The organism is Rhizobium sp. SRI_017, assembly GCF_057586295.1.
This window is the reverse complement of the sequence record NZ_JBYCZP010000013.1, coordinates 165,339-187,046: the sequence shown is the minus strand read 5'-3', so window position 1 is coordinate 187,046 and position 21,708 is coordinate 165,339. Positions and strand designations below refer to the sequence as shown.

The window sequence follows — 21,708 nt, the reverse complement described above, 5'->3', positions numbered from 1 at the left end:
TCCGAGCACCCGCTTCTCAAACGGCGTGCGCCAGCGAGGCGCCGAACTCGTAATACACCGATTTGACGGCCGTAAACCTCTCGGAATAGTGCTCGATCGGCGCAATCGGCAGTTCAACCGCTGTTCCGGTCAGCAGCGCGGCCGCCGCCTGCGTCCCAAACACCGTGCCCGGCGCGATACCGCGGCCGGAATAGCCGAAACAGGCATAGGCATTCGGCCCGAAGGCGACGATCTTGGGGATGTGATCCGCCGTCATCGCGATCCGGCCACGCCAGGCATGCTCGAACTTCAGATCGCCGAGATCAGGAAACAGCCGGCGCAGCATGCGCCGTGCCCAGGCATGATGGATCGCAGCGCCCGGCCCATCCGAATTGCCGACGCCGCCGAGGATCAGCCGCCCCGCCTGATCGACGCGGAACGAGCTCATGACGAGCGCCGTATCCCAGCATCCCTCCCCGCCCGGCAGGATCGCGCGCCGCGCCGTCTCCGACATCGGCTCGGTCGCGAACTGGCAATAGCTCATCGCCGTGAATTCCGGCTTGAAGGGCGTCTCGATCCCGAGCTGATAGGCATTGGTCGCGATCAGCAACGAGCGCGCCCGCACCCGGTGGCCATTGGCTTCCACCACCCACATGTCACCCGGCCGCACGATCGCCGTCACCGGCGACCGGTCGTGGATCTTTGCGCCCATGGTCTGCGCCGCCTGCGCCAGGCCACGGCAATAGGCCAAGGGCTGGATCGTGCCGGCGCGCGGATCGAGCAGCGCGCCATGATAGGCCGTCGTACCGGTGCGCCGTGCGGCTTCCGCGGCGTCGAGCAGCTGGAGCGGCGCACCGTCGCGATTGCCCTGCCGGCAGCGCTCTTCGAGGTTCCTAAGACCCTTTGCCGAATGCGCGAGATGCAGCGTGCCGTTGCGGGTCGCCTCGGAGTCGATCCCCTCGCGCTCGATCAGCGAGAAGACGCGACGGGGCCCATCCGCCAGCACGTCGATCAAGCGCCGGCCGGCCGCCTCGCCCATCTGGGCTATGACAGTATCCGGCGGGAGCCAGAGCCCGGCATTGACAAGGCCGACATTCCGCCCCGAACCGCCATGGCCGATGATTTCCGCTTCCAGCAGGCAAACGGAGGCACCGCGACGGGCTGCTTCCAGCGCCGCCGCCGTGCCAGTGAACCCGCCACCGACAATGACGAGATCGACATCGAGGTCGCGATCGAGCGGCGAGGCCTGGAATTCCTGCCGCGCGCTCGCCCGCCACAGAATGGAGGAAGGTCTCGATGCCATGCTTACGATCCCTGCTGGTGCCTTGCGTTAACCGATATCGAAGGACACGCCCTGGGCGAGCGGCAAGGCCTTCGAATAGTTCACAGTGTTGGTGGCGCGGCGCATATAGGCTCTCCAGGCATCGGAGCCGGATTCGCGGCCGCCCCCCGTCTCCTTCTCGCCGCCGAAGGCACCGCCGATTTCCGCACCCGACGTGCCGATATTGACATTGGCGATCCCGCAATCCGACCCGTCGGCCGCCAGGAAGCGCTCGGCTTCGCGCATATCGAGTGTGAAGATCGAGGACGAGAGGCCGGCCGAAACCGCATTATGCGCTTCGAGCACCTGGTCGAAATCGGAATATTTCATCACATAGAGGATCGGCGCGAAGGTCTCTTCGAGCACCGGGCCCACTTGGTCAGGCATTTCCACCAGCGCCGGCTTCACATAATAGGCCGTGTCCTTGCCGGCTTCCGCGACGCGCGCGCCGCCGGTCACACTGCCACCTTCGGCCTTGGCCGCTTCGATCGCCTTCTGCATGGCGTCATATGCCTGCTTGTCGACCAGCGGGCCGACCAGCGCCGTCGTCTCCAGCGGATTGCCGACCGAAACCGTCTCATAGGCCTTCTTCAACCGCGGTACGAGCTGATCATAGACGCTGTCATGCACGAAGAGGCGGCGAAGCGTGGTGCAGCGCTGGCCGGCGGTGCCCATGGCACCGAAAGCAATGGCGCGCAGCGCCATGTCGAGATCGGCAGACGGGCAAACGATGCCGGCATTGTTGCCACCGAGTTCGAGGATCGAACGGGCGAAACGCCTGGCGAGCCGCGGTCCGACTTCGCGGCCCATCCGGGTCGAACCGGTGGCCGAGACCAGCGCCACCTTGCGATCATCAACCAGTACTTCGCCGATCGCGCGATCGCCGATCAAGACCTGGCTCAGTGCATCAGGTGCATCGCCGAAGCGGGCCAGCGCACGATCGAGGATCGCCTGCGAGGCCAGCGCCGTGAGCGGCGTCTTCTCGGAGGGCTTCCACACCACGGCATTGCCGCAGACCAGCGCCAGCGCCGCATTCCAGGCCCAAACAGCCACCGGGAAGTTGAAGGCCGAGATGATGCCGACGACACCCAGGGGATGCCAGGTTTCCATCATGCGGTGGCCGGGACGTTCAGTGGCGATCGTCAGGCCATAGAGCTGGCGCGAGAGGCCAACGGCGAAGTCGCAGATGTCGATCATCTCCTGTACTTCACCCAGGCCTTCCGAGGTGATCTTGCCGGCTTCGATCGACACGAGGCGGCCGAGATCGGCCTTGGCGGCGCGCAGTTCCTCACCAAGCAGACGGACCAGTTCACCACGACGCGGCGCCGGCACCAGCCGCCAGGCGCGGAAGGCTTCGTCGGCCTTGGCAATCGCGGCCGCGGCTTCCGAAGCCGAGACCGTCTTCAGCGCTGCGATCTGTTCGCCGGTGACGGGTGAATAGGAGGCCATGCCGCCACCCGCATAGAGCGCCTCGTCAACGCCGAGCTTTTCGAGGATCGCTGCGGCTTCCGCCTGCACATTCACCTGTTTGACTGCAATATTCATCTTGAAACTCCCGTTCTGATCTGAGGCGCTAGAAGCGCGCGGTGCCGAGAGATCCCGGCGATGTGATGGACTTGAGCCCGGCTGCCAGCTTCCTGACCGTGTCGGGCGTGTAGAGGTCGTAATAGGCCTGGTTCTTCCGACCGATCGCATGTTCGGCGCTGAAACTGCCACCGAATTGCTCGACAGCCACCGAAATCACCCAGTCGCGCAGCCGCCGTTCGAAACCGGCATCCGCAGCTCGCGCATCGTCCTTGGCCACGACCAGATTGAAATGCACGCCACCGTCGCCGACATGGCCAAAATCGCAGATCGCCACATCGGGGAAGATACCCGGCATTTCGGCCTTCATATGGTCACAGAAAACCATGATGTCACCGCGCCGGAAAGACAAATCGAATGCGATCAATCGCCCGCGATGCTTCACGCCCTCCGACAGCGCGTGCCTGAGCGCCCACATTTCCGCGGGCGGGCCGACAAAGGCATCGGCGAGCGGCGCCTCGTCGCTTTCGAAAATTTCCGCCAACACGGTTTCCAGCACCGCGTCGAGCGACTGCTCGCCTTCGCGCGGCTGCCAGCTGCGGCTCACCTCGGCCAGGATTACATAGCCGGGAATGTTTCCGCCCTGGAATGGATTGCGGAGCGATGGAACATGCGCGAGTGCCGCCGCCACGGCATTGCCCGACATGCCCTCGAAGGCCGAGAGATAAGCGCCGAGCTGCTTCTCCATCGCCCGAAGCAGCGGCATGACCTGCGCGCCACTGGCCGGCACCAGATAGGCCGTCGCGGTCTGTACCGGCAGGCGTTCCAGATTGAGCACGCATTCCGTCACGATGCCGAATGCGCCCGCCGTGCCGACGAACATCTGCTTCCAGTCGACGCCGGTATTGTTCTTGCGCAGATCCTGATCGATTTCGAGAATCGTGCCCGCCTCGTCGGCCAGAACCACCCTCAGACCAAGCGTGTTCCGCCTGACATCTCCATATTTCAGGAAGCGCGAGCCGCCGGTATTGGTCGCCACCATGCCACCGAGCCGCGGATCGGCGCCGAGATCGATCGGAAAGAACAGCCCATGCGGTTCGAGGCGCCGGTTGACCTCCGAAAGGTGAAAACCCGCGCCGGCACGCAGCGAGCGATTGTCGAGATCGAGCTCGAACCGACCGGTCACCCGGTCCAGGCTCAGAACAACCTGCGAACCCGACAAATCCGGCGTCGAACCAGAAACCAGGCCGGTATTGCCCGACTGCGGAACGAGGCTGATCCCCTCGCGGACGCAAAAGCTGACGACCGCCGACACTTCCTCCGTCGAGGACGGACGCAGCACCAGCGCCGCCCTCCCCTGATCGTAGCGCGCGCCGGTTTCATAGGCTGCCATATCCGAGGCATCGGTCAGCACGCCCCGGGGGCCAAGCAAGTCGCGTAAGGCGCTGATATGCCGTGCCTCGAGCATCGTTACTCCGCCGCGACCATCGCGCCGAGCGCGCTGAGGCAGTCTTCGATGGACGCACGCTCGATGCCGGCATAATGAGCGAACTCGTCCAGCACCGCTGCACCAAGATCAAGCTCGAACATCACCTGGTTGGGGCTCGCGACGAAGGCCTGGGTCGCATCGTCGCCGAGATTGGATTGGAAAATTCCGGCCGCGCTTACCGGCAGGAAATCCTCGTAGACCAGCGGATCAAACTGCACGAAGCCTTCCGCGATCGCCATCTCCAAATCGAGCCGGCAGCCCACACTTTCCCGGCCCTTTGGCGTCAGCGAATAGCTGAAATAGCCGAGGCCAGCGCGGCGAATCTCGTCCCAATTGTCCGGAAACGCCTGGAACACATCCGCCAGCACCGCCTGATAGTCCGCGGCATTGGAGCCGTGGGCTGCAGGCACCACCCACGCGCGGGCCGTGTTGAGCAGCATGTCATAAAGCGCCCTGCCCTTCGGCGTCAGCGCAATGCCGCGTTGCTCGATCTCGCCGAAGCGCGCCGTATGCGATCCTGCTCGCCAGCTGCCATCCTCCGCCCGGAAGGAGACGGCTTCTTCAAGCGCCTTGAAGGAGGTCTGGCGCAGCAGGATCGGGCATTCCCGCGTGGGCGGCCCCTCGACGATTGCCTTGGGCGCAATGCCGTATTCGGGCATGCGGCTCTGCACCGCGTCGATATCCAGCGTGCGCGGTGTCAGGTGATTGATATGCGGACCCTTGAAGGAAACGACATCGGCCACCAGCCGGTGCGCATCATGCAGCCGCTTGTACATGTCGGGGCTGACAATCGCCTTGTCATGCCAGCGGAAGGTCTCCAGCACCTCCGTCACGAAGGCCTGCGCGTCATCGCCGTCGAGCCCGCCATTTCGTTCGGCCTTCTCGACCAAAGTGATGGCCCTGTCCGCGAAGATCTTCCGTCCGGCCAACACCTTGGCCGCTTCTTCGCGCAAGCCGGCATCGGCGATCAGATCGAGACGCAGGAGCGAGGTGAAGACACGAAACGGATTGCGCTTCAGGCTCGCGTCACCAACCGGCCGGAAGGCCGTCGAATGAACGGGAACGCCAGCGGTCGAGAGATCGTAATAGCCGACCGGATACATGCCCATGACGGCGAAGACCCGCCGCATCATCGCAAGTTCGGCAGCGGTTCCAAGGCGGATCGCGCCGTGGCGCTCCTCGGAGATACGGTCGAGCGTGTCGGTTTCATCCAGCCGGTCGCGCAGCCCGAGATCACCGGCAAGCGTCACGCCATTCACCTCGGCTACGAGCTCCATCAGGGTGCCGTAAGCAGGCACTTCCTTGCGGTACATATCCGACATGGCGGCGGAAAAGGCGGCGCGGATATCGTCGGGGGATGTAAAGCGTTCGGCCACGGCAACTCTCTTCGGCAGTTCATTCCTGTTTTGCACAATATTGCTTGATCGAGAGCTTGTCTCATGAGACTATCAGGTCAGTTGATGCAGTTTTGGAATGAACATGCGTCGCAGCCTTGTACCTGACATCGCCAATCTGCAGGCCTTCGAATGCGCCGCACGCCATGGCAACTTTACCCGCGCGGCGGAGGAACTGAGCCTGACGCAGAGCGCGATCAGCCGCCAGATCCGCGATCTCGAACTGCAAACCGGGCTGTTGCTGTTCGAACGGGTGCGTCAGCGCGTCATCCTCTCCGAAGCTGGTGCCCGCTTTCTGCCGGAAGTGCGACGGCTCGTCGCCCAATCGGAACAGCTGATGATCCGCGCGGTCGCTGCCGCGGACAAGGATGAAGCGCTGAGCGTTGCGACACTGCCGACTTTCGGATCTCGCTGGCTGATGCCGCGGCTGCCCCGATTCCTCTCCGAGCGGCCATCCGTGGCGCTCACGATCGAGTCGCGTGCCGAACCCTTCGATTTCGACGAGGAAGGTTTCGATCTCGCAATCCACTATGGCAAGCCGACCTGGGCGAAGGCGACATCGACCTTTCTCTGCAGCGAGATCGTGCTGCCGATCGCCAGTGCAGGGCTCGCTCGTGATCTCGAGGCGCATACCCCTACTGATCTCATCGGTGCCCTCCTCCTCCATCTCACCACCCGGCCGCGTCTCTGGCAGCAGTGGTTCGAGGCCAATGGCGCGAGCACCGATCGCGGATTTCGCGGCAACCGCTTCGACCAGTTCTCGATGATGATCGGCGCAGTCCAGGCCAATATGGGCGTGGCGCTGCTCCCCTCCTATCTCATCGAGGACGACATCCGCGCGGGCACCCTTGTTCCCGTCTTCGACCTGCCGATGGCGACCGAGTTCAGCTACTACGTCGTCCTGCCCGAGAACCGCCAGCACAATGTCGTGGCCAATGCGTTCAAGGACTGGCTGCTGAGCCAAGTGAGCCGCCCTACCCCACAAGGCTGACATTCGCCCCATTCGCCCTGAGCAGCGCCATCAGCATCGGCCCGAGAGAGAACTCGCCCTTCGCCGCCTTGCGCGTCAGGTCCCTGAGATAACCGCCCGGCGAATTGATGTGCCCTCCCCGCTCGAGGATGCAGGCAATCGCGGTGGCGGCATTTTCCGGCCCCATCGCCTCGCAGGCCTCCTGGTAGGCCGATGGACTGACCCCGAGCATCGACCGGACGGTGACCGCGGCCGCCATCATGTCGCGCCAGCTGCCGACCGTCCCGCCGGGTCCGTACATCCCGATTTCCGGGCAGGCTCGCAGCACCATGCCCAGTGGGAAATTCTTGATCGGGATCGGCTCCCGCTTCGGTCGATCATCGTCCACCGGCTTTGCGCCCTGCTCTTTTTCAGAGCGAGGTTCAAGTTCATGGATAGAGTCGGATTTTGAATTCTGTATGTGACGTCCGATTTGGTCGTCATTGGTGTCTGTTTTTTTGAGATTTTTCTGCACTTCCAGCAGGTTGAGGATTTCTCCGCGCAACAGCTCCATTTCGTCGAGGATTTCGAGGGCCTGGTCGACCGTCGGGCTGCGTGGAACCCGCGCGCAGAGGCCGATATAGATGTCCTCGATCGCCATCCAGTCGCCGTCGGCACCTTCCTCCATCGCCGCCGAGATCAGCTTGCGAACATCGCGCCGGCAGATCGAGAGCTCTTCCTTGACGCGCCGGAACCGCGCCCGCTCGTCCGCCACCTGCTGGGCCAGCATGGCGAGTTCTGCCGCGCGGGCATGAAGCGGCGAGAGATCGAAGCCGAAGGCCATCTCGATCTCGCCGCCGCGATCCTTCCGCGCATAGCGCTTGCCGTTGGGGCTGTCGCGGCGGATGATCAGGCCGGCATCGACGAGCGCTGCCAGATGACGCCGCAGCGTCGTGCCGGCAATGCCGTGCGCCCGGACCGAGAGCTGCGCATTGGAGGGGAACACCACCATGGCCCGCTCGGCGCTCAACTCGGCGACGGGATGAAAGCTCAACAGCGCATCGAGCACGGCGAGGGCCCGATCCTGGACGCCAAGAAGCGACCGCGCCTCGCAGGCATCACGAAACACTTTCCACTTGTCGACGGAGCGATCCTTGTCTGCCTCTGATGTCGCCACCTGGCGTTTCACCAGGGCAAGCGTCATCGGCCGCCGCCCGAAGGGCGTCGTCACATGTCCACGCTGCATTTTTTCTTCACCTTTCCAAAGGCAACAGAAAAATGCTCACCAAAACGGTGCCGGCACGCTTGACTGTGATTCGGGGAAATGCGATTCTCAAATTGCTTAGAGATGAGGAAGGCTTCCACGACGGAAACGTTTGGGGGCCTTTTTCTTTTGCGTTCGTTCTCCTGTTACGATCCCTGCTTCTTCCTGAAGTCCTCGTAGAGCCTGCCGAGATTGGCGGAGAGATAATCTCCGAACCCGACCGCATCCTTGGACTTCAGCGAAAGAGAATAAATCTTGCCATTGCTCGTCGCCTCGGCCGCCACCGAACGATCCGGCGCGATCCACGATTGACGTTTCACGCGCGGTTCCGGACCCACCAGCTTCTTGCGCGTCAGGCAATCCAGCAACACATGAAAGCCGGCGTCGCCACTGATGCCCGAGAGATCGGTACGTCCGATGAAATCGAGCACCTTTTCCATATTCGCCGGCCGCTCGAGCAGCTTCTTGAAATCATACCAGCGATCGCGGCCGATGCTCTTCGCACCCTGGGCGACGTCGAGAATGGGCGAGGGGAGGCTGGCAACGGATAGCATCTTGGACAGTGTCGTCTTGTCGATCGCCAGCGCCGCCATCACCGTCGCGTTGTCGCCGTCATAGTTGAGCTCGGTCAGCCTGCGGGCAAAGATCGCCTTCTCGATGAAGGAGAGGTTGGACCGGGCGGAGTTCTCCTGGCCCTGGGCGACGACATGGGTGCGGTCGTCCATCGACTTGACGACGGCGCGTACCTTGCGGCCGAGCTGGCGAGCAATCGCCAGCCGACGGTGGCCGAAGACCACCATATAGCGGCCGGACTTTTCGGGGTGGGGGCGAACCAGGATGGGAGTATCCTGACCGCGCTCGCGGATCGCCGCGAGGAGGTCGGCGAATTCCTGCGGGTCCTCTTCCAGCCGGTCGCGCACAAAAGACGCATCGACCAGCTCCGGATCGAGCTCGACCATGGTCTCGCCTTCGAGCAAGCGGTCGGCCCGCTCGGCAAGTTCGTCGATCGAAGAGATGATTGAGCGGGACGCGCCCTTGACGGTATAGTCGAGTGCGACGCCGTTATCGACCGGCTTTTCGTCCATCAGATTGGCGAAGGGATTCTTACGCGCCATGGCGACCTCCCGAATTTCGCAGGAAGCCGCTGAAATCTTTAGCAAAAATGAAGCTGTTTACGGCCGTCAACATCACATCCTCCCCCATGAGCGGTGGATGAGGCCCTGAATCTCGAAATTGACCGCATCCATGCACTCGATGGCGCGGTCATAGGTCTCGCGGGTGAAGTTGGAACGCTCGACTTCGTAAAGGCTCTGCTTGGTCAAGCCAGCATCGGAGATCGCCGTCGACTTCACCATCGGGCTCTGGAGGATTTCCTCGGCCAGCATCGACTGCATGAAGCCGAGCATCTGGGCCTGCGGGATATCCGAGGATTCGTAGCGGGTGATGAGATAGCGCAGCCAGTCCATCTGCACATCGGCGCCGGCGCGCTTGATGGTCTTGGTGATATTGCCGAGCATCAGCAGGAACTGGCTCATCGACATGAGGTCGAGCATCTGCGGATGGACGGTGATGAGGACGGAGGTCGCCGCCGTCAGTGCCGTCAGCGTGAGATAGCCGAGCTGGGGAGGGCAGTCGACAACGACAACGTCATAGCGGTCGTCGACGTCATTGAGCGCCTTGCCGAAACGGGTGAAGAACCGCTTGCCTTCGCTCGACCGCTGCATGGCGAGCGGCGTGTCATATTCGTATTCCTGCAGGTCGAGATTGGCCGGGATGATATCGAGACCCGGGAAATTGGTCGGCAGGATGACCTCGGTGATCGCCTTGCGGCCGTCATCATAGCGGATGCAGTCGTAGAGCGAGGGGTTCTTGTCGAGCTCCGGCTGGAAACCATGCAGCGCCGAAAGCGAGGCCTGCGGGTCGAGATCGACGGCGAGCACACGATGGCCGGTGAGCGCGAGATGCTGGGCGAGGTGGGTCGCGGATGTCGTCTTGCCCGAGCCGCCCTTGAAGTTGACGACGGCGATGACCTGCATCTTCTCGCCCGGCTTGCGATGCGGCACATATTTCTTGGCGTCGGACTTGCCGTTCTTGTCGAGATAGAAGCGCAGTTCCTGCATCTGCTCTGCTGTATAGAACCGCCGCCCGCCGCTGCCGGTGGTCGGGATCGGCCCCTTGCCTTCGAGATGCAGCCGCTTCAGATTGTTCGGGCTGACGCCGAGATAGTGCGCGACCTCGGCCATAGTAAACTGCCGCAGGGTCTTCTTCGCATTGGGCGGAAACCGCTCCATGCGCAACTGGTCGAGCCGCCGCGAGATCTCCGCCCCCTGGCGCAAGATCTTCTCGTCAAACTCGAAGGTCGGAAGTTTGGGTATCGCATTCATCGGAAAAGCCATAATAGCGCTAGATTGGCGAATTCGCCGTATTTAGCGTCATTATGTCCGATTCTGTGAGTCTGACAAGAAATTTATGGTTAACGCTTTTGAAGCAAGGCCGTGGTTTCCATGGCTTTGGCCACAAAGGCGTTTCATTCTCCTCAGCGAATGCAAATCGGCAACGGGTCCTCGGTCACTGAATAGGCCCTTTGCCACGGCTCACAGGCTGAGCAATTTCCTCGCATTTTCCTTGAGGATGAGCGGCCGGACCTCGTCTCTGATATCGATGGCCTCGAAATCCCTGAGCCAGCGGTCGGGCGTGATGGCCGGCCAGTCGGAGCCGAACAGCATCTTGTGCTTCAGCATCGTGTTGGCATACTGGATCAGGATCTGGGGGAAGTATTTCGGCGACCAGCCGGACATGTCGATATAGACATTCGGCTTGTGGGTCGCCACCGACAGCGCCTCCTCCTGCCAGGGGAAGGAGGGATGAGCGAGGATGATCGGCATATCGGGGAAGTCGGCGGCGACATCGTCGAGATGGATCGGATTGGAATATTTGAGCCGCATGTTCATCCCGCCGCGCATGCCGGCGCCGACGCCGGTCTGGCCGGTATGGAAGAGGGTGATGGCACCCTCCTCGGCAATCGCTTCGTAGAGCACATAGGCATCGCGGTCGTTCGGATAGAAGGCCTGCATGGTCGGGTGGAACTTGAAGCCCTTGATGCCGAAGTCGCGCACCAGGCGGCGCGCCTCCCGCGCCCCCATCTTGCCCTTGGCCGGATCGATGGAGGCGAAGGGGATCATGATGTCGGAATTCTCCGCCGCGATCTTGGCCACTTCCTCGTTCTCGTAGCGGCGAAAGCCGGTCTCGCGTTCGGCATCGACGGGAAAGATGACGCAGGCGATCCTGCGCTCGCGATAGTAGGCGGCGGTCTCCTGGACGGTGGGTAGCATGCCATGGGCGCCGGCCGGGTTCCGGAAATATTTGGCCATGCCGGCCTGGAAGTCGTGATAGCCGTCGTCGCGCGGGCCGCAGCACGGTTCCTCCGCATGGGTGTGGATATCGATAGCGATCAGGTCGTCGATGTTCATCGCTGCGGTCATCCCTGGGCCTCGTCCTGCAATCCGGTATATTTCTTGAGAAGCGCGATCAACTGGGCCACTTCATGCTCGCCGAGCGGTCCGCCGGTGGTCTGCTCATAGGCGAAGAAGGCCTTTGCTGCCGTCCCGACTTCGATTTCCCCTGCCGCTGTCAGCGTCAGTTCGACAGCGCGGCGGTCGGCATCGGGGATGGCACGCGAAACCAGGCCCCGGTCCTCCATGGCGCGGATCAGCTTGGTCATATGCGCCCGCTTGATCATCAGCCGCTGGCCGAGCACGCTCTGGCGAATGCCGGGATTGCGGGCGATCACCCAGAGAACGGAGAACTCGCCGGGCTTGAGGCCCCTCGAGCCGTGACCTGGGCCATGATCGGAGAAGAAGTCGTCGAAGGCGCGCAGCTGGGCGAGGCGCAGCAGGAAGCCGACGGAATCGGCAAGAGGGCCGAGCTTGACCTGATCGAGATGGCGTACGGTCGCGTCCATGCTGTGACCTCAATTCTCGCCGGGGGCCTTGAGGCGGGCCGCCCGCTTTTCCAGAAATGCTCTCAGTCGCGCCTCGGCCTCCGGGCTCGTGGCGGTGAAGGAAGATATGAAGGACTCGACGAAGAGACCATCCTCCTTGGCCATGTCCTGGATGCGCGGCAGTGCATTGATCACAGCATAGTTGGAAAGCTCGGCATTGGAGGCGGCGATGGTGGCGAGTTCGTCGGCCTTCGCCCGGGCCTCGCCACGCGGCACGACATACTGCACGAGGTTCCAGCGTTCGGCTTCGGCCGGTGAGGCGACGCGGCCCGTCAGCATCATGTCGGTCATGCGGGCAACGCCCATCAGGCGGGCGACACGGACCGAGCCGCCGCCGCCGACGAAGATGCCGCGCTGGCCTTCGGGAAGGGCGAAGAAGGCACTTTCATCGGCAACGCGAATATGGGTGGCGGCCGCAAGCTCCAGCCCACCGCCGACCACGGCGCCATGCAGCGCCGAAATCCAGGGAATGGTGCCGTGCTCGATCGTGGCGAAGACAGCATGCCAGCGGCGCGAGCCGCGCACGCCTTCGATCGGGGTCTTTTGAACGTGTTCGGCGAGGTCGAGGCCTGCACAGAAATGATCGCCATGGCCGAAGATTACCGCTGCCTTTGCTTCGCGCTCCGCGCGCGCCACCGCCTCCGCAATGGCCTCGACAAACCGGTCGCTGATCGCATTGCGCTTACGCGACCGGTTCAGACCGACATGGGCGACGTCGCCCCTGACTTCGTAGGTGACGAATTCCTCAGCCGTCTCTTGATTCATGAGCAACCTCCCAATGCGCTGACAGATCCTCCTCTTGCCAGCATTTTGATTGTTTACAAGGCGATTGTTTTTTTGTAAACAAATTTTCGAGACGAGCCACTTCATGCTCAATAATTGAATTCGCCTGAATGATCTCTGGGAGGAGTCATGACGATGAATGCCGTGCAAGCGGTCAAACTGTGGTCGCCCAACCTGGCATGGCAAGAGCAGCCAAATGGGGAAATTCTTGTCTGGCGTCAGGATGAGCTTGGCCCATATCCGGAAAAACTCAACGAACGCCTCGTCCATTGGGCGCAGGCCACGCCTGCCCGCACATGGATGGCGGACCGCCAGGGTCGCGAAGCCTGGCGCAAGGTCAATTATGCCGAAGCGCTCGACCGTGTGCGGCGCATCGGGCAGTTCCTGCTCGATCGTGGGCTTTCGGTCGAGCGGCCGTTGCTCATCCTTTCGGAAAATTCCCTCGAACATGCGCTGATGGCGCTCGGCGCCCAGCATGTCGGCGTCGCCTCCGCTGCTATCACGCCCGCCTATGCGACGTCGGGCGATCTCGGCAAGCTCGTCGATATCTGCAGGCAGATCACGCCGGGCCTCGTCTTCGCCGAGGATGCGGCACCCTTCCGCAAGGCGCTGGAGGAGGTTTTCGACGACGGCACGCCATTTGTCGGCGTGCGCAACCTGCCTGAGGGGCGTGCCAGCACCTTCAGCTTCGAGGACGTACTCAAGACGGAGCCGACCGAAGCCGTCGACCAGGCCTTCGCCGCGGTCGGCCCGGACACGATCGCCAAGTTCCTGTTCACTTCGGGCACCACCGGTTCGCCCAAGGCGGTCATCCAGACCCAGCGCATGCTGTGCTCCAACCAGGAAATGGTCGCGGACTGCTACGCCTTCTTTCGCGACGAGCCGCCCGTCGTGGTCGACTGGGCACCGTGGAACCACACGGCTGCCGGCAACAAGGTGTTCAACCTCGTCATCTACAACGGCGGTACCTACTACATCGATCGCGGCAAGCCGTCGCCTGCGCTGATCGGCCAGACGCTCGACAATCTGCGCGACATCTCGCCGACCTGGTATTTCAACGTGCCGGCAGGATATGAGATGCTGATTCAGGCCATGCGGCACGACGAGGCACTGCGCCGCAATTTCTTCCGCGACCTGAAGGTCCTGATGTATGCCGGCGCCGGCATGGCCCAGCATACCTGGGATGCGCTGCTGGAACTCAGCGAAACGACGCTCGGCCACAAGGTGCCGCTCGGTACTGGGCTCGGCTCGACCGAGACGGCGCCCTTTTCGATCTATTGCACCGACCCGCAGCCGAAGCCCGGCAATATCGGCATTCCAGCCCAGGGTGTCACGATCAAGCTGGTGCCGATCGATGACAAATACGAGATGCGGCTCAAGGGGCCGAACATCACGCCCGGCTATTGGCGCAACCCCGTGCTGACGGCGGAGGCCTTTGACGAAGAGGGTTTTTATCGCATCGGCGATACGGTCCGGTTCGCCGTCGCCGGCGATCCGCGCAAAGGCTTCCTTTTCGACGGCCGGTTGGCCGAGAATTTCAAGCTGCAGACCGGCACCTGGGTCGCCGTCGGCCCACTGAGGGAACAGTTCGTCAACCAGTTCGGCGGGCTGATCCGCGATGCCGTGATTACCGGCGAGAACCGCGCCGAACTCGGCGCCTTGATCACGCCTTTCTTGCCGGCGCTGCGTGAATTGGTCCCTGAGGGCCAGGACCTGGCGGATGCCGAGATCATCAACCATCCGCAAGTCCGCGCGAGCATCACGGCACGGCTCGCCGAACACCAGCGGCAGGCAAGCGGATCGGCCACCCGCGTCGCGCGGGTGCTGATCATGAGCGAGCCGCTACGTTTCGAGAGGGGAGAGGTCACCGATAAGGGATCGATCAACCAGCGGGCCGTGCTTCTCCACCGCAAGGATCTGGTCGAGGCGCTTTATGCCGATGCGCCCGGCGTCATCAAAGCCAGCAGGGAGCGCATGGCATGAAGATTGAAGGCGCCAGCGCGCTGGTAACCGGCGGCGCTTCGGGTCTCGGCGAGGCCACTGCCCGCATGCTTGCCGCCCGCGGCGCGATCGTCCATATCCTCGACCGCAACCGCGAGGCCGGCGAAACGCTGGCGCGTGAGATCGGCGGCGTGGCCTTTTCCGGCGACATCACGGATGAAGCCGATGCCAAATTCGCGCTCAATGTGGCGGCCGGCGTCGGCGACGGCTTGCGCATCCTCGTTAACTGCGCGGGGATCGGGACGGCAGGCCGCATTCTCGGCCGCGAAGGACCTTTGCCGCTTGCCGATTTCGAACGCGTCATCCGCGTCAACCTGATCGGCACCTTCAACATGATGCGGCTCGCCGCTGCGCGCATGGCCGAGGCGCCGGAACAAGAAGACGGCGCGCGCGGTGTCATCGTCAACACGGCATCGGTTGCGGCCTTCGACGGGCAGGTAGGGCAGGCGGCCTATGCCGCATCCAAGGGCGGGATCGTTTCGCTGGCGCTGCCGGCCGCGCGCGAACTCGCGCGCTTCGGCATCCGGGTCAATACGGTGGCGCCGGGCATCTTCCTCACGCCCCTTCTCCATGCGCTGCCGGAAGAGGTCCAGCAGAGCCTCGCCGCGCAGATTCCCTATCCGCCGCGGCTGGGCGACCCGGCCGAGTTTGCGGATACGGTGCGCTACCTCATCGAGAACCAGTATGTGAACGGCGAGGTCATCCGGCTTGACGGCGCCATTCGAATGCAGGCCCGGTGACACCATGAGCTTTGCGACGCAGGCCGCCCGCACGATCAATCTGATCATCGCAACGCCGGGCTGGAAGCGCGTCAAGGCACTGCGTCCGGACTGTGACGACGGCATGCTGACGGCTATCGTCAACGAAGCCGCGCGCTTCTCCGAGACGCTGCTCGCGCCGCTCAACGTGCCGGGCGATCGACAGGGCTGCAGCATCGTCGATGGGCGCGTTCGCGTGCCGGCTGGGTTCGCCGAAGGTTTCCGGCGGTATGCCGCGGACGGGTGGCTTGCCATGGATGTGCCAGAACGCTTCGGCGGACAGGCCCTGCCGCTCGCCTTGCAGGCGGCCTGCGCGCCGCTTTTCGAGCGGGGCTGTGTGTCATTGATGATGGCCGCGGGATCGACGCGCGCCGCGTGTCACCTGCTGGCCGAAGTCGGCGATGAGGCGGTTGCCGCTGAATGGGTGCCGAAGCTCGCCGCCGGCGAATGGACCGCCTCCATCTGCATTTCCGAGCCCGACGCCGGCTCCGATCTCGGTCGCTTGCGGAGCCGCGCTGTTCTGAAGGATGGCGAATGGCGCATCAGCGGCCAGAAGATCTGGATATCGTTCGGCGATCACGACATGGCGGGGCGGATCGGCCATTGCCTTCTGGCGCGCAGCAATGACCAGCCTGGCACGCGCGGCATCAGCCTGTTCCTGGTGCCGGACTCGATCGAGGGTGAGCGCAACGGCATTGCGGTCGAGCGCATAGAGGAGAAAATGGGCCTGCATGGCTCGCCGACCTGTGCGCTTCGATTCGACGAGGCGCGCGGCATATTGCTCGGACAGGAAGGCCGCGGCCTGCCGCAGCTCTTCACGATGATTGCGCTGATGCGGCTGCAGACCGGTTGCCAGGGGCTGGGTCTCGCCTCCGCCGCCGCCGACATTGCCGAGACCTATGCCGAAGACCGGCGGCAGGGCGGCGATCCGGACAGGCCCGCCATTCCCATTGCCCGCCATCCGGATATCCGCCGGCAGCTCGACGAGATCCGCGCGCGGACCGAGACGCTGCGCGCCGCCATTCTCGAACTGGCTGTCGTCATGGACCTGGCGCGGATCGAGCCGGATGCAGATATCCGCGCCGACCTGCAGGCGTTGTCCCGCTGGATGCTGCCGCTGGTCAAGAATTTCGGCGCGGATGCCGGCTTTGCCGTTGCCAACCAGGCGATCCAGGTGCTCGGCGGCGCGGGCTATACGCGGGACTGGCCGCTCGAACACTATCTGCGCGATGCCCGTGTGATGACGATCTACGAAGGCACGACCGGCATGCAAGCGATCGACCTGGTGACGCGACGCCTCTGGGCGGAGGAGGGCAGGGGGCTCAAGGTGATGCTGAATCGCGCCGGCAGCGAGCTTTCCGCATCGAGATCGAAGGAAGCGGAGAAGGCGCGTGCCGTGCTGGCCGCCTTCGAGGCCGAGAGCGCACGCATGATGGCGCTCAAGGCGGAGCCGGAAACCGGTCTCTACCAGGCGAACGCCTATCTGCATGCGGCCTGGGAGGCAATTGTCGCATGGATGGCGGTGCGTGTCGATGCGGTGGAGCACCGGCCTGCCCGGCATACGGAAGCGGCCGCCTGACGACGTTGACGTGCATGCAATCAATATGACCGGGCGCTCCATATCGCCCCTTTCTTGGGAGGAAGAAATGAAAAAGCGCATTTTGAACTGGACGGCATCCGCTATCGCTCTCGCCATGTCGGCGAGCGCAGCACTGGCCGACATCACCATCGGCGTGACCATTCCAATCACCGGCCCCGGTGCGGCGCTTGGCATTCCGCTCAAGCAATCGATCGAACTTTGGCCGACCGAGATCGCTGGCGAGAAGCTGAAGGTCATCCTTCTCGACGACACCGGCGATCCATCCGCCGCGACGACCAATGCCCGCCGATTCGCCAATGACGACAAGGTCGACGTGATCATGGGCTCGGCCCTGACCCCGGCAGCCATCGCCGTCGCCGGCGTTGCCAACGAGGCCGAAGTGCCGCATTTCGCCATCTCGCCGATCCCGCCGACTGCGGTGAAGAAGTGGAACTTCGTACTGCCGCAATTCTCTTCCGTGCTGGCGAAGCGGATGTTCACCCGCATGCAGCAGGATGGCGTCAAGCGCGTGGCCTTCATCGGCTTTGCCGATTCCTATGGCCAGCAATGGGTCGATGCGCTCAAGAACGCCGGCAAGGAATATGGTCTGGAAGTGGTGGCCGAGGAACGCTATGCCCGCGCCGATACCTCCGTTTCCGGCCAGGTGCTGAAGGCGCTCGCAGCCCAGCCGGACGCTGTCTTCATCGGTGCGTCGGGCACCGGCGCCGCACTGCCGCAACTCGGCGTGCGCGAGCGTGGATTCACCGGCAAGATCTATGTCGTCTCCGGCGCCGTGACCTTCGATTTCCTGCGCATCGCCGGCAAAACGGTGGAAAACACGATCTTCTCGTCGGGGCCGATCATGGTCGCCGAGGACCAGCCGGACGATTCACCGACCAAGCAGGAAGGTCTTGCCTATCTCAAGGCCTATGAGGGCAAGTTCGGCCCGAACACCCGCACCCAGTTCGGTTCGCATGTCTGGGACGCCATGGTGATCCTCAAGAAGGCCGTGCCGATCGCGCTTGCCAAGGCCAAGCCGGGCACGACGGAGTTCCGCGTGGCGCTTCGCGATGCGATCGAGGCCAATGGTCCCTATAACGCGACCCATGGCGTGTTCCAGTTCACGCCGGATGATCACTACGGCCTCGACCAGCGCGCAACCGTGCTGCTGACGGCCAAGGATGGCAAGTTCCTGCTGCTGCCGGACAAGAAATAAGGCGGGTTAGGGAGAGGGCCGGGGCACCGAACAGCCTCGGGCCTCTCCATTTTTTGGCCACTCCACCGCAAAAAGCAGGGGATGCATTTGGACGCGACCATCGCGATATTCCTGGTCCAGGATGGCGTTACCAACGGTGCGGTCTACGCGCTTTTGGGTCTCGCCATCGTGCTGGTCTTTTCCGTCACGCGCGTGATCTTCATCCCCCAGGGCGAGTTTGTCGCCCATGGCGCACTGACGCTCGCGATGCTCGACGCGGGTCGCGTGCCGGGCACGCCGAAGCTGCTGATCTGCTTCGGCGTCGTCGCCTTCCTGCTCGACCTGTGGGCCATGCGGCGCGACGTGCGGCTTGGGCGCTTCCTGCGTAGCGCCGCCGTCAACCTGCTGCTGCCCTGTCTCATCTACGGCCTTGTTGCGGTGCTTGCGCCGCTGCAACTCCCGTCTTTCATTCGCGCGGTGATCACCGTCGCGATCATCGCGCCGATGGGCTATTACGTCTACCGCATCGCCTATCGTCCGCTCGCCGATGCTTCGGTGCTGGTGTTGCTGATCACCTCGGTCGGCGTGCATCTGGCGATCCTCGGCCTCGGCCTGGTCTTCTTCGGCCCCGAAGGTGTCCGTGCCGCGTCCTTGCACGAGGGCAGCTTTTCGCTGGGGCCGATGCTGGTCACGGCCCAGAGCGTGCTGATCTACGTCACGACCATCCTGATCATGGTCGGTCTCTATTTCTTCTTCGAGAAGACGCTGCTCGGAAAGGCGTTGAAGGCTACGGCGGTCAACCGCCTCGGCGCCCGCCTCGTCGGCGTGCGCACCGAACTGACCGGCGTAACCGCCTTCGTCATGGCGGCTGCCATCGCCGCGATTTCAGGCGTGCTGATCGGCCCGATCACGACGATCTATTACGACACCGGCTTCCTGATCGGGCTGAAGGGCTTCGTCGCGGCCATTCTCGGCGGGATGGGGAGCTTTCCCATAACGGCGATCGCGGCCATCGGAGTCGGGCTGGTCGAATCCTTCGCCGCCTTCCTGGCCAGCGATTTCAAGGAGGTCATCGTGTTCGGCCTCATCGTGCCGGTGCTGATCTGGCTCTCCTTCGGCGCCGGCCATCACGAGGAGGAGTAGACATGATCGGCAGCAAGCATCGCTATCCCGCTATCGCCGCCGTCATCCTGCTTGCGGTCTTCCCGCTCTTGCCGGTGCCGCCGTTCTGGATCACGTTGGCCAACAATATCGGCCTGGCCTCGCTGGTGACGATCGGTCTGGTGCTGCTGACGGGCGTTGGCGGATTGACCTCCTTCGGCCAGGCGGCCTTCTGCGGCTTCGGCGCCTATACGACGGCGGTACTGACGACGGCCTATGGTTTCTCGCCATGGATGACCTTGTCGCTGTCGGTGCTCGTCGGAGTTCTCGTCGCCTTTCCCTTGGGGCTGATGACGGTCCGGCTATCGGGGCACTACCTGCCGCTCGGCACCATCGCCTGGGGACTGGCGATCTATTATCTCTTTGGCCGCATCGAACTGCTCGGCCGCTATGACGGCATATCGGGCATCCCGCCGCTGTCGATCGCCGGCCAACCGCTGATGGGTGGCGGGTCCATCTATTATGTCATCTGGATCTTCGTCATCGCCGTGGCGATAGGCGCGCAGAACCTGCTCGACAGCCGCGTCGGGCGCGGTATCCGGGCCTTGCGCGGCGGCGCGCAGGCAGCCGAAGCCTTCGGCGTCAACATCGAGCGGTCCAAGCTCACCGTCTTCGTCTTCGCCGCCGTGGTCGCGGCACTCTCCGGGTGGCTCTATGCGCATATGCAGCGCTCGATAAGCCCGGCACCCTTCGGCCTCGACATGGGCATCACCTATATGCTGATGGCTGTCATCGGCGGTTCGGGTCATGTCACAGGGGCGATCTTCGGCGCCAGCGTCGTGCTGATTCTCAAGGAAGGCCTACAGCGCGTGCTGCCCGGTCTCATCGAGACATCCGCCAATGTCGAAATGATCGTCTTCGGCGTCCTGTTGGTGCTGATCCTGCAGTTCTCCCGCGACGGCCTCTGGCCGCTGCTGCAGAAGTGGCTGCCGGCACGACCGCCGCGCGAACTGCCGGTTGGCGGCGACACGCTCGACAAGCGGGAAATGCCGCCCGCTGGCTCCATGCTGGTGCGCGTCGACAAGGTCCGCAAGGTGTTCGGCGGTCTCGTCGCGGTCAATGATGTCAGCTTCGACATCCAGGCCGGCCAGATCGTCGGCCTGATCGGCCCGAACGGTGCGGGCAAGAGCACGACCTTCAACCTGATCACCGGCATTCTCCGGCTTTCCGGGGGTGAGGTCTCCTATGCGGGCGAACGGCTTTCCGCGCTCGATCCGCGGCGGGTCGCCGAGCGCGGCATTGCCAGGACCTTCCAGCACGCCAAGGTTCTGCCCGGCATGTCGGTGCTGGAGAATGTGGCGCTCGGGGCGCATCTCCGTGGGACGGCCGGCGTGTTCCGCAGCTTCTTCCGGCTCGATCGCAAGGAGGAGAAAGCCCTGCTTGCCGAAGCCGCCCGACAGATCGATCGCGTGGGGCTCAGTGCCCACCGTGACCGCCCCGCCGGCGATCTCGCACTCGGGCAGATCCGCATTCTCGAGATTGCCCGCGCGCTTTGCCTGAACCCAACCCTGCTTCTGCTCGACGAGCCGGCGGCGGGCCTCCGCCACGGCGAGAAGCAGGAACTGGCCAATCTGCTCAGAAAATTGAAGGCGGAGGGCGTGAGCGTGCTGCTGGTCGAGCACGACATGGGCTTCGTCATGGGCCTTGTCGACCATCTCGTGGTGCTCGATTTCGGCACGATGATCGCCGAAGGCAAGCCCGTCGATGTGCGTCGGCATCCCGCCGTGATCGCAGCCTATCTCGGGAGCGCAGCGTGACGGAGAAACTGCTCGAGGTCGACAATATCCACGTCTCCTATGGCCGCGCCGAAGTGGTGCATGGCATCTCGCTGTCCATGGCACCGGGCAGCATCGTCACGGTCATCGGCGCCAACGGCGCGGGCAAGACGACATTGCTCAACGCGATCATGGGCGTGATCCCGTCGCGCGGCGCTATCCGCTACGATGGCGCACCGGTGCCCGATACGATCGAGGGCCGGGTCGCCACCGGTCTCTGCCTTGTGCCCGAGCGGCGCGAGCTGTTTGGAACCATGACTGTCGAGGACAATATCGAGCTTGGCGGATTCCTGCGTTCCCGCGCCGAGCGTGCCGAGACCGGCGACGACGTCTATGCCCGCTTTCCCCGGCTTCACGAACGGCGCAAGCAGCTCGCCGGAACCCTGTCCGGCGGCGAGCGGCAGATGCTGGCACTTGCCCGGGCACTGATGAGCCGGCCCCGGCTGCTACTGCTCGACGAGCCGAGCCTCGGGCTCGCGCCGCTGATCGTGGCCGACATCCTGCGGATCGTCGCCGAACTGCGCCAGACCGGTGTC

The 21,708-nt window shown here is 63.6% G+C and carries 17 protein-coding genes and 1 pseudogene; 8 read left to right on the top strand and 10 right to left on the bottom strand.

Annotated elements, in window-relative coordinates; translation table 11 throughout:
* Nucleotides 1-16 precede the first annotated feature (16 nt).
* The 4 genes from AC2YI2_RS25020 to hglS are packed head-to-tail and all read right to left on the bottom strand — an operon-like array spanning nucleotide 17 to nucleotide 5,689.
* On the bottom strand, nucleotides 17-1,282 hold the full coding sequence (locus AC2YI2_RS25020; protein ID WP_487389232.1) for an NAD(P)/FAD-dependent oxidoreductase: 1,266 nt from the start codon (nucleotides 1,280-1,282) through the stop codon (nucleotides 17-19).
* Nucleotides 1,283-1,309: 27 nt separating this feature from the next.
* Nucleotides 1,310-2,845: an L-piperidine-6-carboxylate dehydrogenase gene (gene amaB, locus AC2YI2_RS25015; RefSeq protein ID WP_487389231.1), complete on the bottom strand. Its 1,536-nt coding sequence runs from the start codon at nucleotides 2,843-2,845 to the stop codon at nucleotides 1,310-1,312.
* A 28-nt stretch (nucleotides 2,846-2,873) separates the two neighbouring features.
* Entirely contained in the window at nucleotides 2,874-4,292 is a 1,419-nt protein-coding gene (locus AC2YI2_RS25010) for an FAD-binding oxidoreductase (RefSeq protein WP_487389230.1), read from the bottom strand.
* A gap of 2 nt (nucleotides 4,293-4,294) precedes the next feature.
* Nucleotides 4,295-5,689, bottom strand: a complete 1,395-nt coding sequence (gene hglS / locus AC2YI2_RS25005; protein ID WP_487389229.1) for a 2-oxoadipate dioxygenase/decarboxylase HglS — start codon at nucleotides 5,687-5,689, stop codon at nucleotides 4,295-4,297.
* A 97-nt stretch (nucleotides 5,690-5,786) separates the two neighbouring features.
* Between hglS and AC2YI2_RS25000 the strand changes: the two genes are divergently transcribed.
* Nucleotides 5,787-6,698, top strand: a complete 912-nt coding sequence (locus AC2YI2_RS25000; RefSeq protein WP_487389228.1) for a LysR family transcriptional regulator — start codon at nucleotides 5,787-5,789, stop codon at nucleotides 6,696-6,698.
* On the opposite strand, the gene repC is transcribed toward AC2YI2_RS25000, so the two are convergent.
* The 6 genes from repC to AC2YI2_RS24970 all read right to left on the bottom strand — a co-directional run bounded on the left by repC (nucleotide 6,682) and on the right by AC2YI2_RS24970 (nucleotide 12,685).
* On the bottom strand, nucleotides 6,682-7,902 hold the full coding sequence (repC, locus tag AC2YI2_RS24995; protein WP_487389227.1) for a plasmid replication protein RepC: 1,221 nt from the start codon (nucleotides 7,900-7,902) through the stop codon (nucleotides 6,682-6,684). The two genes, AC2YI2_RS25000 and repC, sit on opposite strands and share 17 nt — an antisense overlap.
* Before the next feature lie 164 nt (nucleotides 7,903-8,066).
* Entirely contained in the window at nucleotides 8,067-9,035 is a 969-nt protein-coding gene (gene repB, locus AC2YI2_RS24990; RefSeq protein WP_487389226.1) for a plasmid partitioning protein RepB, read from the bottom strand.
* 72 nt (nucleotides 9,036-9,107) lie between these two features.
* Entirely contained in the window at nucleotides 9,108-10,304 is a 1,197-nt protein-coding gene (repA, locus tag AC2YI2_RS24985; RefSeq protein WP_487389225.1) for a plasmid partitioning protein RepA, read from the bottom strand.
* A 210-nt stretch (nucleotides 10,305-10,514) separates the two neighbouring features.
* Nucleotides 10,515-11,390 carry an amidohydrolase family protein gene (locus AC2YI2_RS24980; protein WP_487389242.1) on the bottom strand — a complete coding sequence of 292 codons (876 nt, stop codon included), beginning with the start codon at nucleotides 11,388-11,390 and terminating at the stop codon, nucleotides 10,515-10,517.
* 8 nt (nucleotides 11,391-11,398) lie between these two features.
* Entirely contained in the window at nucleotides 11,399-11,881 is a 483-nt protein-coding gene (locus AC2YI2_RS24975; RefSeq protein WP_487389224.1) for a MarR family winged helix-turn-helix transcriptional regulator, read from the bottom strand.
* A 9-nt stretch (nucleotides 11,882-11,890) separates the two neighbouring features.
* Nucleotides 11,891-12,685, bottom strand: a complete 795-nt coding sequence (locus tag AC2YI2_RS24970) for a crotonase/enoyl-CoA hydratase family protein (RefSeq protein WP_487389223.1) — start codon at nucleotides 12,683-12,685, stop codon at nucleotides 11,891-11,893.
* A gap of 147 nt (nucleotides 12,686-12,832) precedes the next feature.
* Between AC2YI2_RS24970 and AC2YI2_RS24965 the strand changes: the two genes are divergently transcribed.
* The 7 genes and pseudogenes from AC2YI2_RS24965 to AC2YI2_RS24935 form a co-directional block, all read left to right on the top strand.
* Nucleotides 12,833-14,686, top strand: coding sequence for a feruloyl-CoA synthase (locus AC2YI2_RS24965; RefSeq protein WP_487389222.1), 1,854 nt, complete (start codon nucleotides 12,833-12,835; stop codon nucleotides 14,684-14,686).
* Entirely contained in the window at nucleotides 14,683-15,444 is a 762-nt protein-coding gene (locus AC2YI2_RS24960; protein ID WP_487389221.1) for an SDR family NAD(P)-dependent oxidoreductase, read from the top strand. The genes AC2YI2_RS24965 and AC2YI2_RS24960 overlap by 4 nt, the downstream gene beginning before the upstream one ends.
* 4 nt (nucleotides 15,445-15,448) lie before the next feature.
* Nucleotides 15,449-17,041 carry an acyl-CoA dehydrogenase family protein gene (locus tag AC2YI2_RS24955; RefSeq protein WP_487389220.1) on the top strand — a complete coding sequence of 531 codons (1,593 nt, stop codon included), beginning with the start codon at nucleotides 15,449-15,451 and terminating at the stop codon, nucleotides 17,039-17,041.
* Nucleotides 17,042-17,108: 67 nt separating this feature from the next.
* The gene (locus AC2YI2_RS24950; RefSeq protein WP_487389219.1) at nucleotides 17,109-18,257 is read left to right on the top strand and encodes an ABC transporter substrate-binding protein; all 1,149 of its coding nucleotides are present in this window, start codon (nucleotides 17,109-17,111) and stop codon (nucleotides 18,255-18,257) included.
* A gap of 87 nt (nucleotides 18,258-18,344) precedes the next feature.
* Nucleotides 18,345-19,379 (top strand): branched-chain amino acid ABC transporter permease, encoded by a 1,035-nt coding sequence (locus tag AC2YI2_RS24945; protein ID WP_487389218.1) that lies wholly within the window; start codon nucleotides 18,345-18,347, stop codon nucleotides 19,377-19,379.
* 2 nt (nucleotides 19,380-19,381) lie between these two features.
* A complete protein-coding gene (locus AC2YI2_RS24940) occupies nucleotides 19,382-21,154 on the top strand; it encodes a branched-chain amino acid ABC transporter ATP-binding protein/permease (RefSeq protein WP_487389217.1) in 1,773 nt (590 codons plus the stop codon).
* Nucleotides 21,151-21,639, top strand: a pseudogene (locus AC2YI2_RS24935) (ABC transporter ATP-binding protein); the annotation flags it as partial. The gene AC2YI2_RS24940 and the pseudogene AC2YI2_RS24935, both read left to right, overlap by 4 nt.
* Nucleotides 21,640-21,708 lie beyond the last annotated feature (69 nt).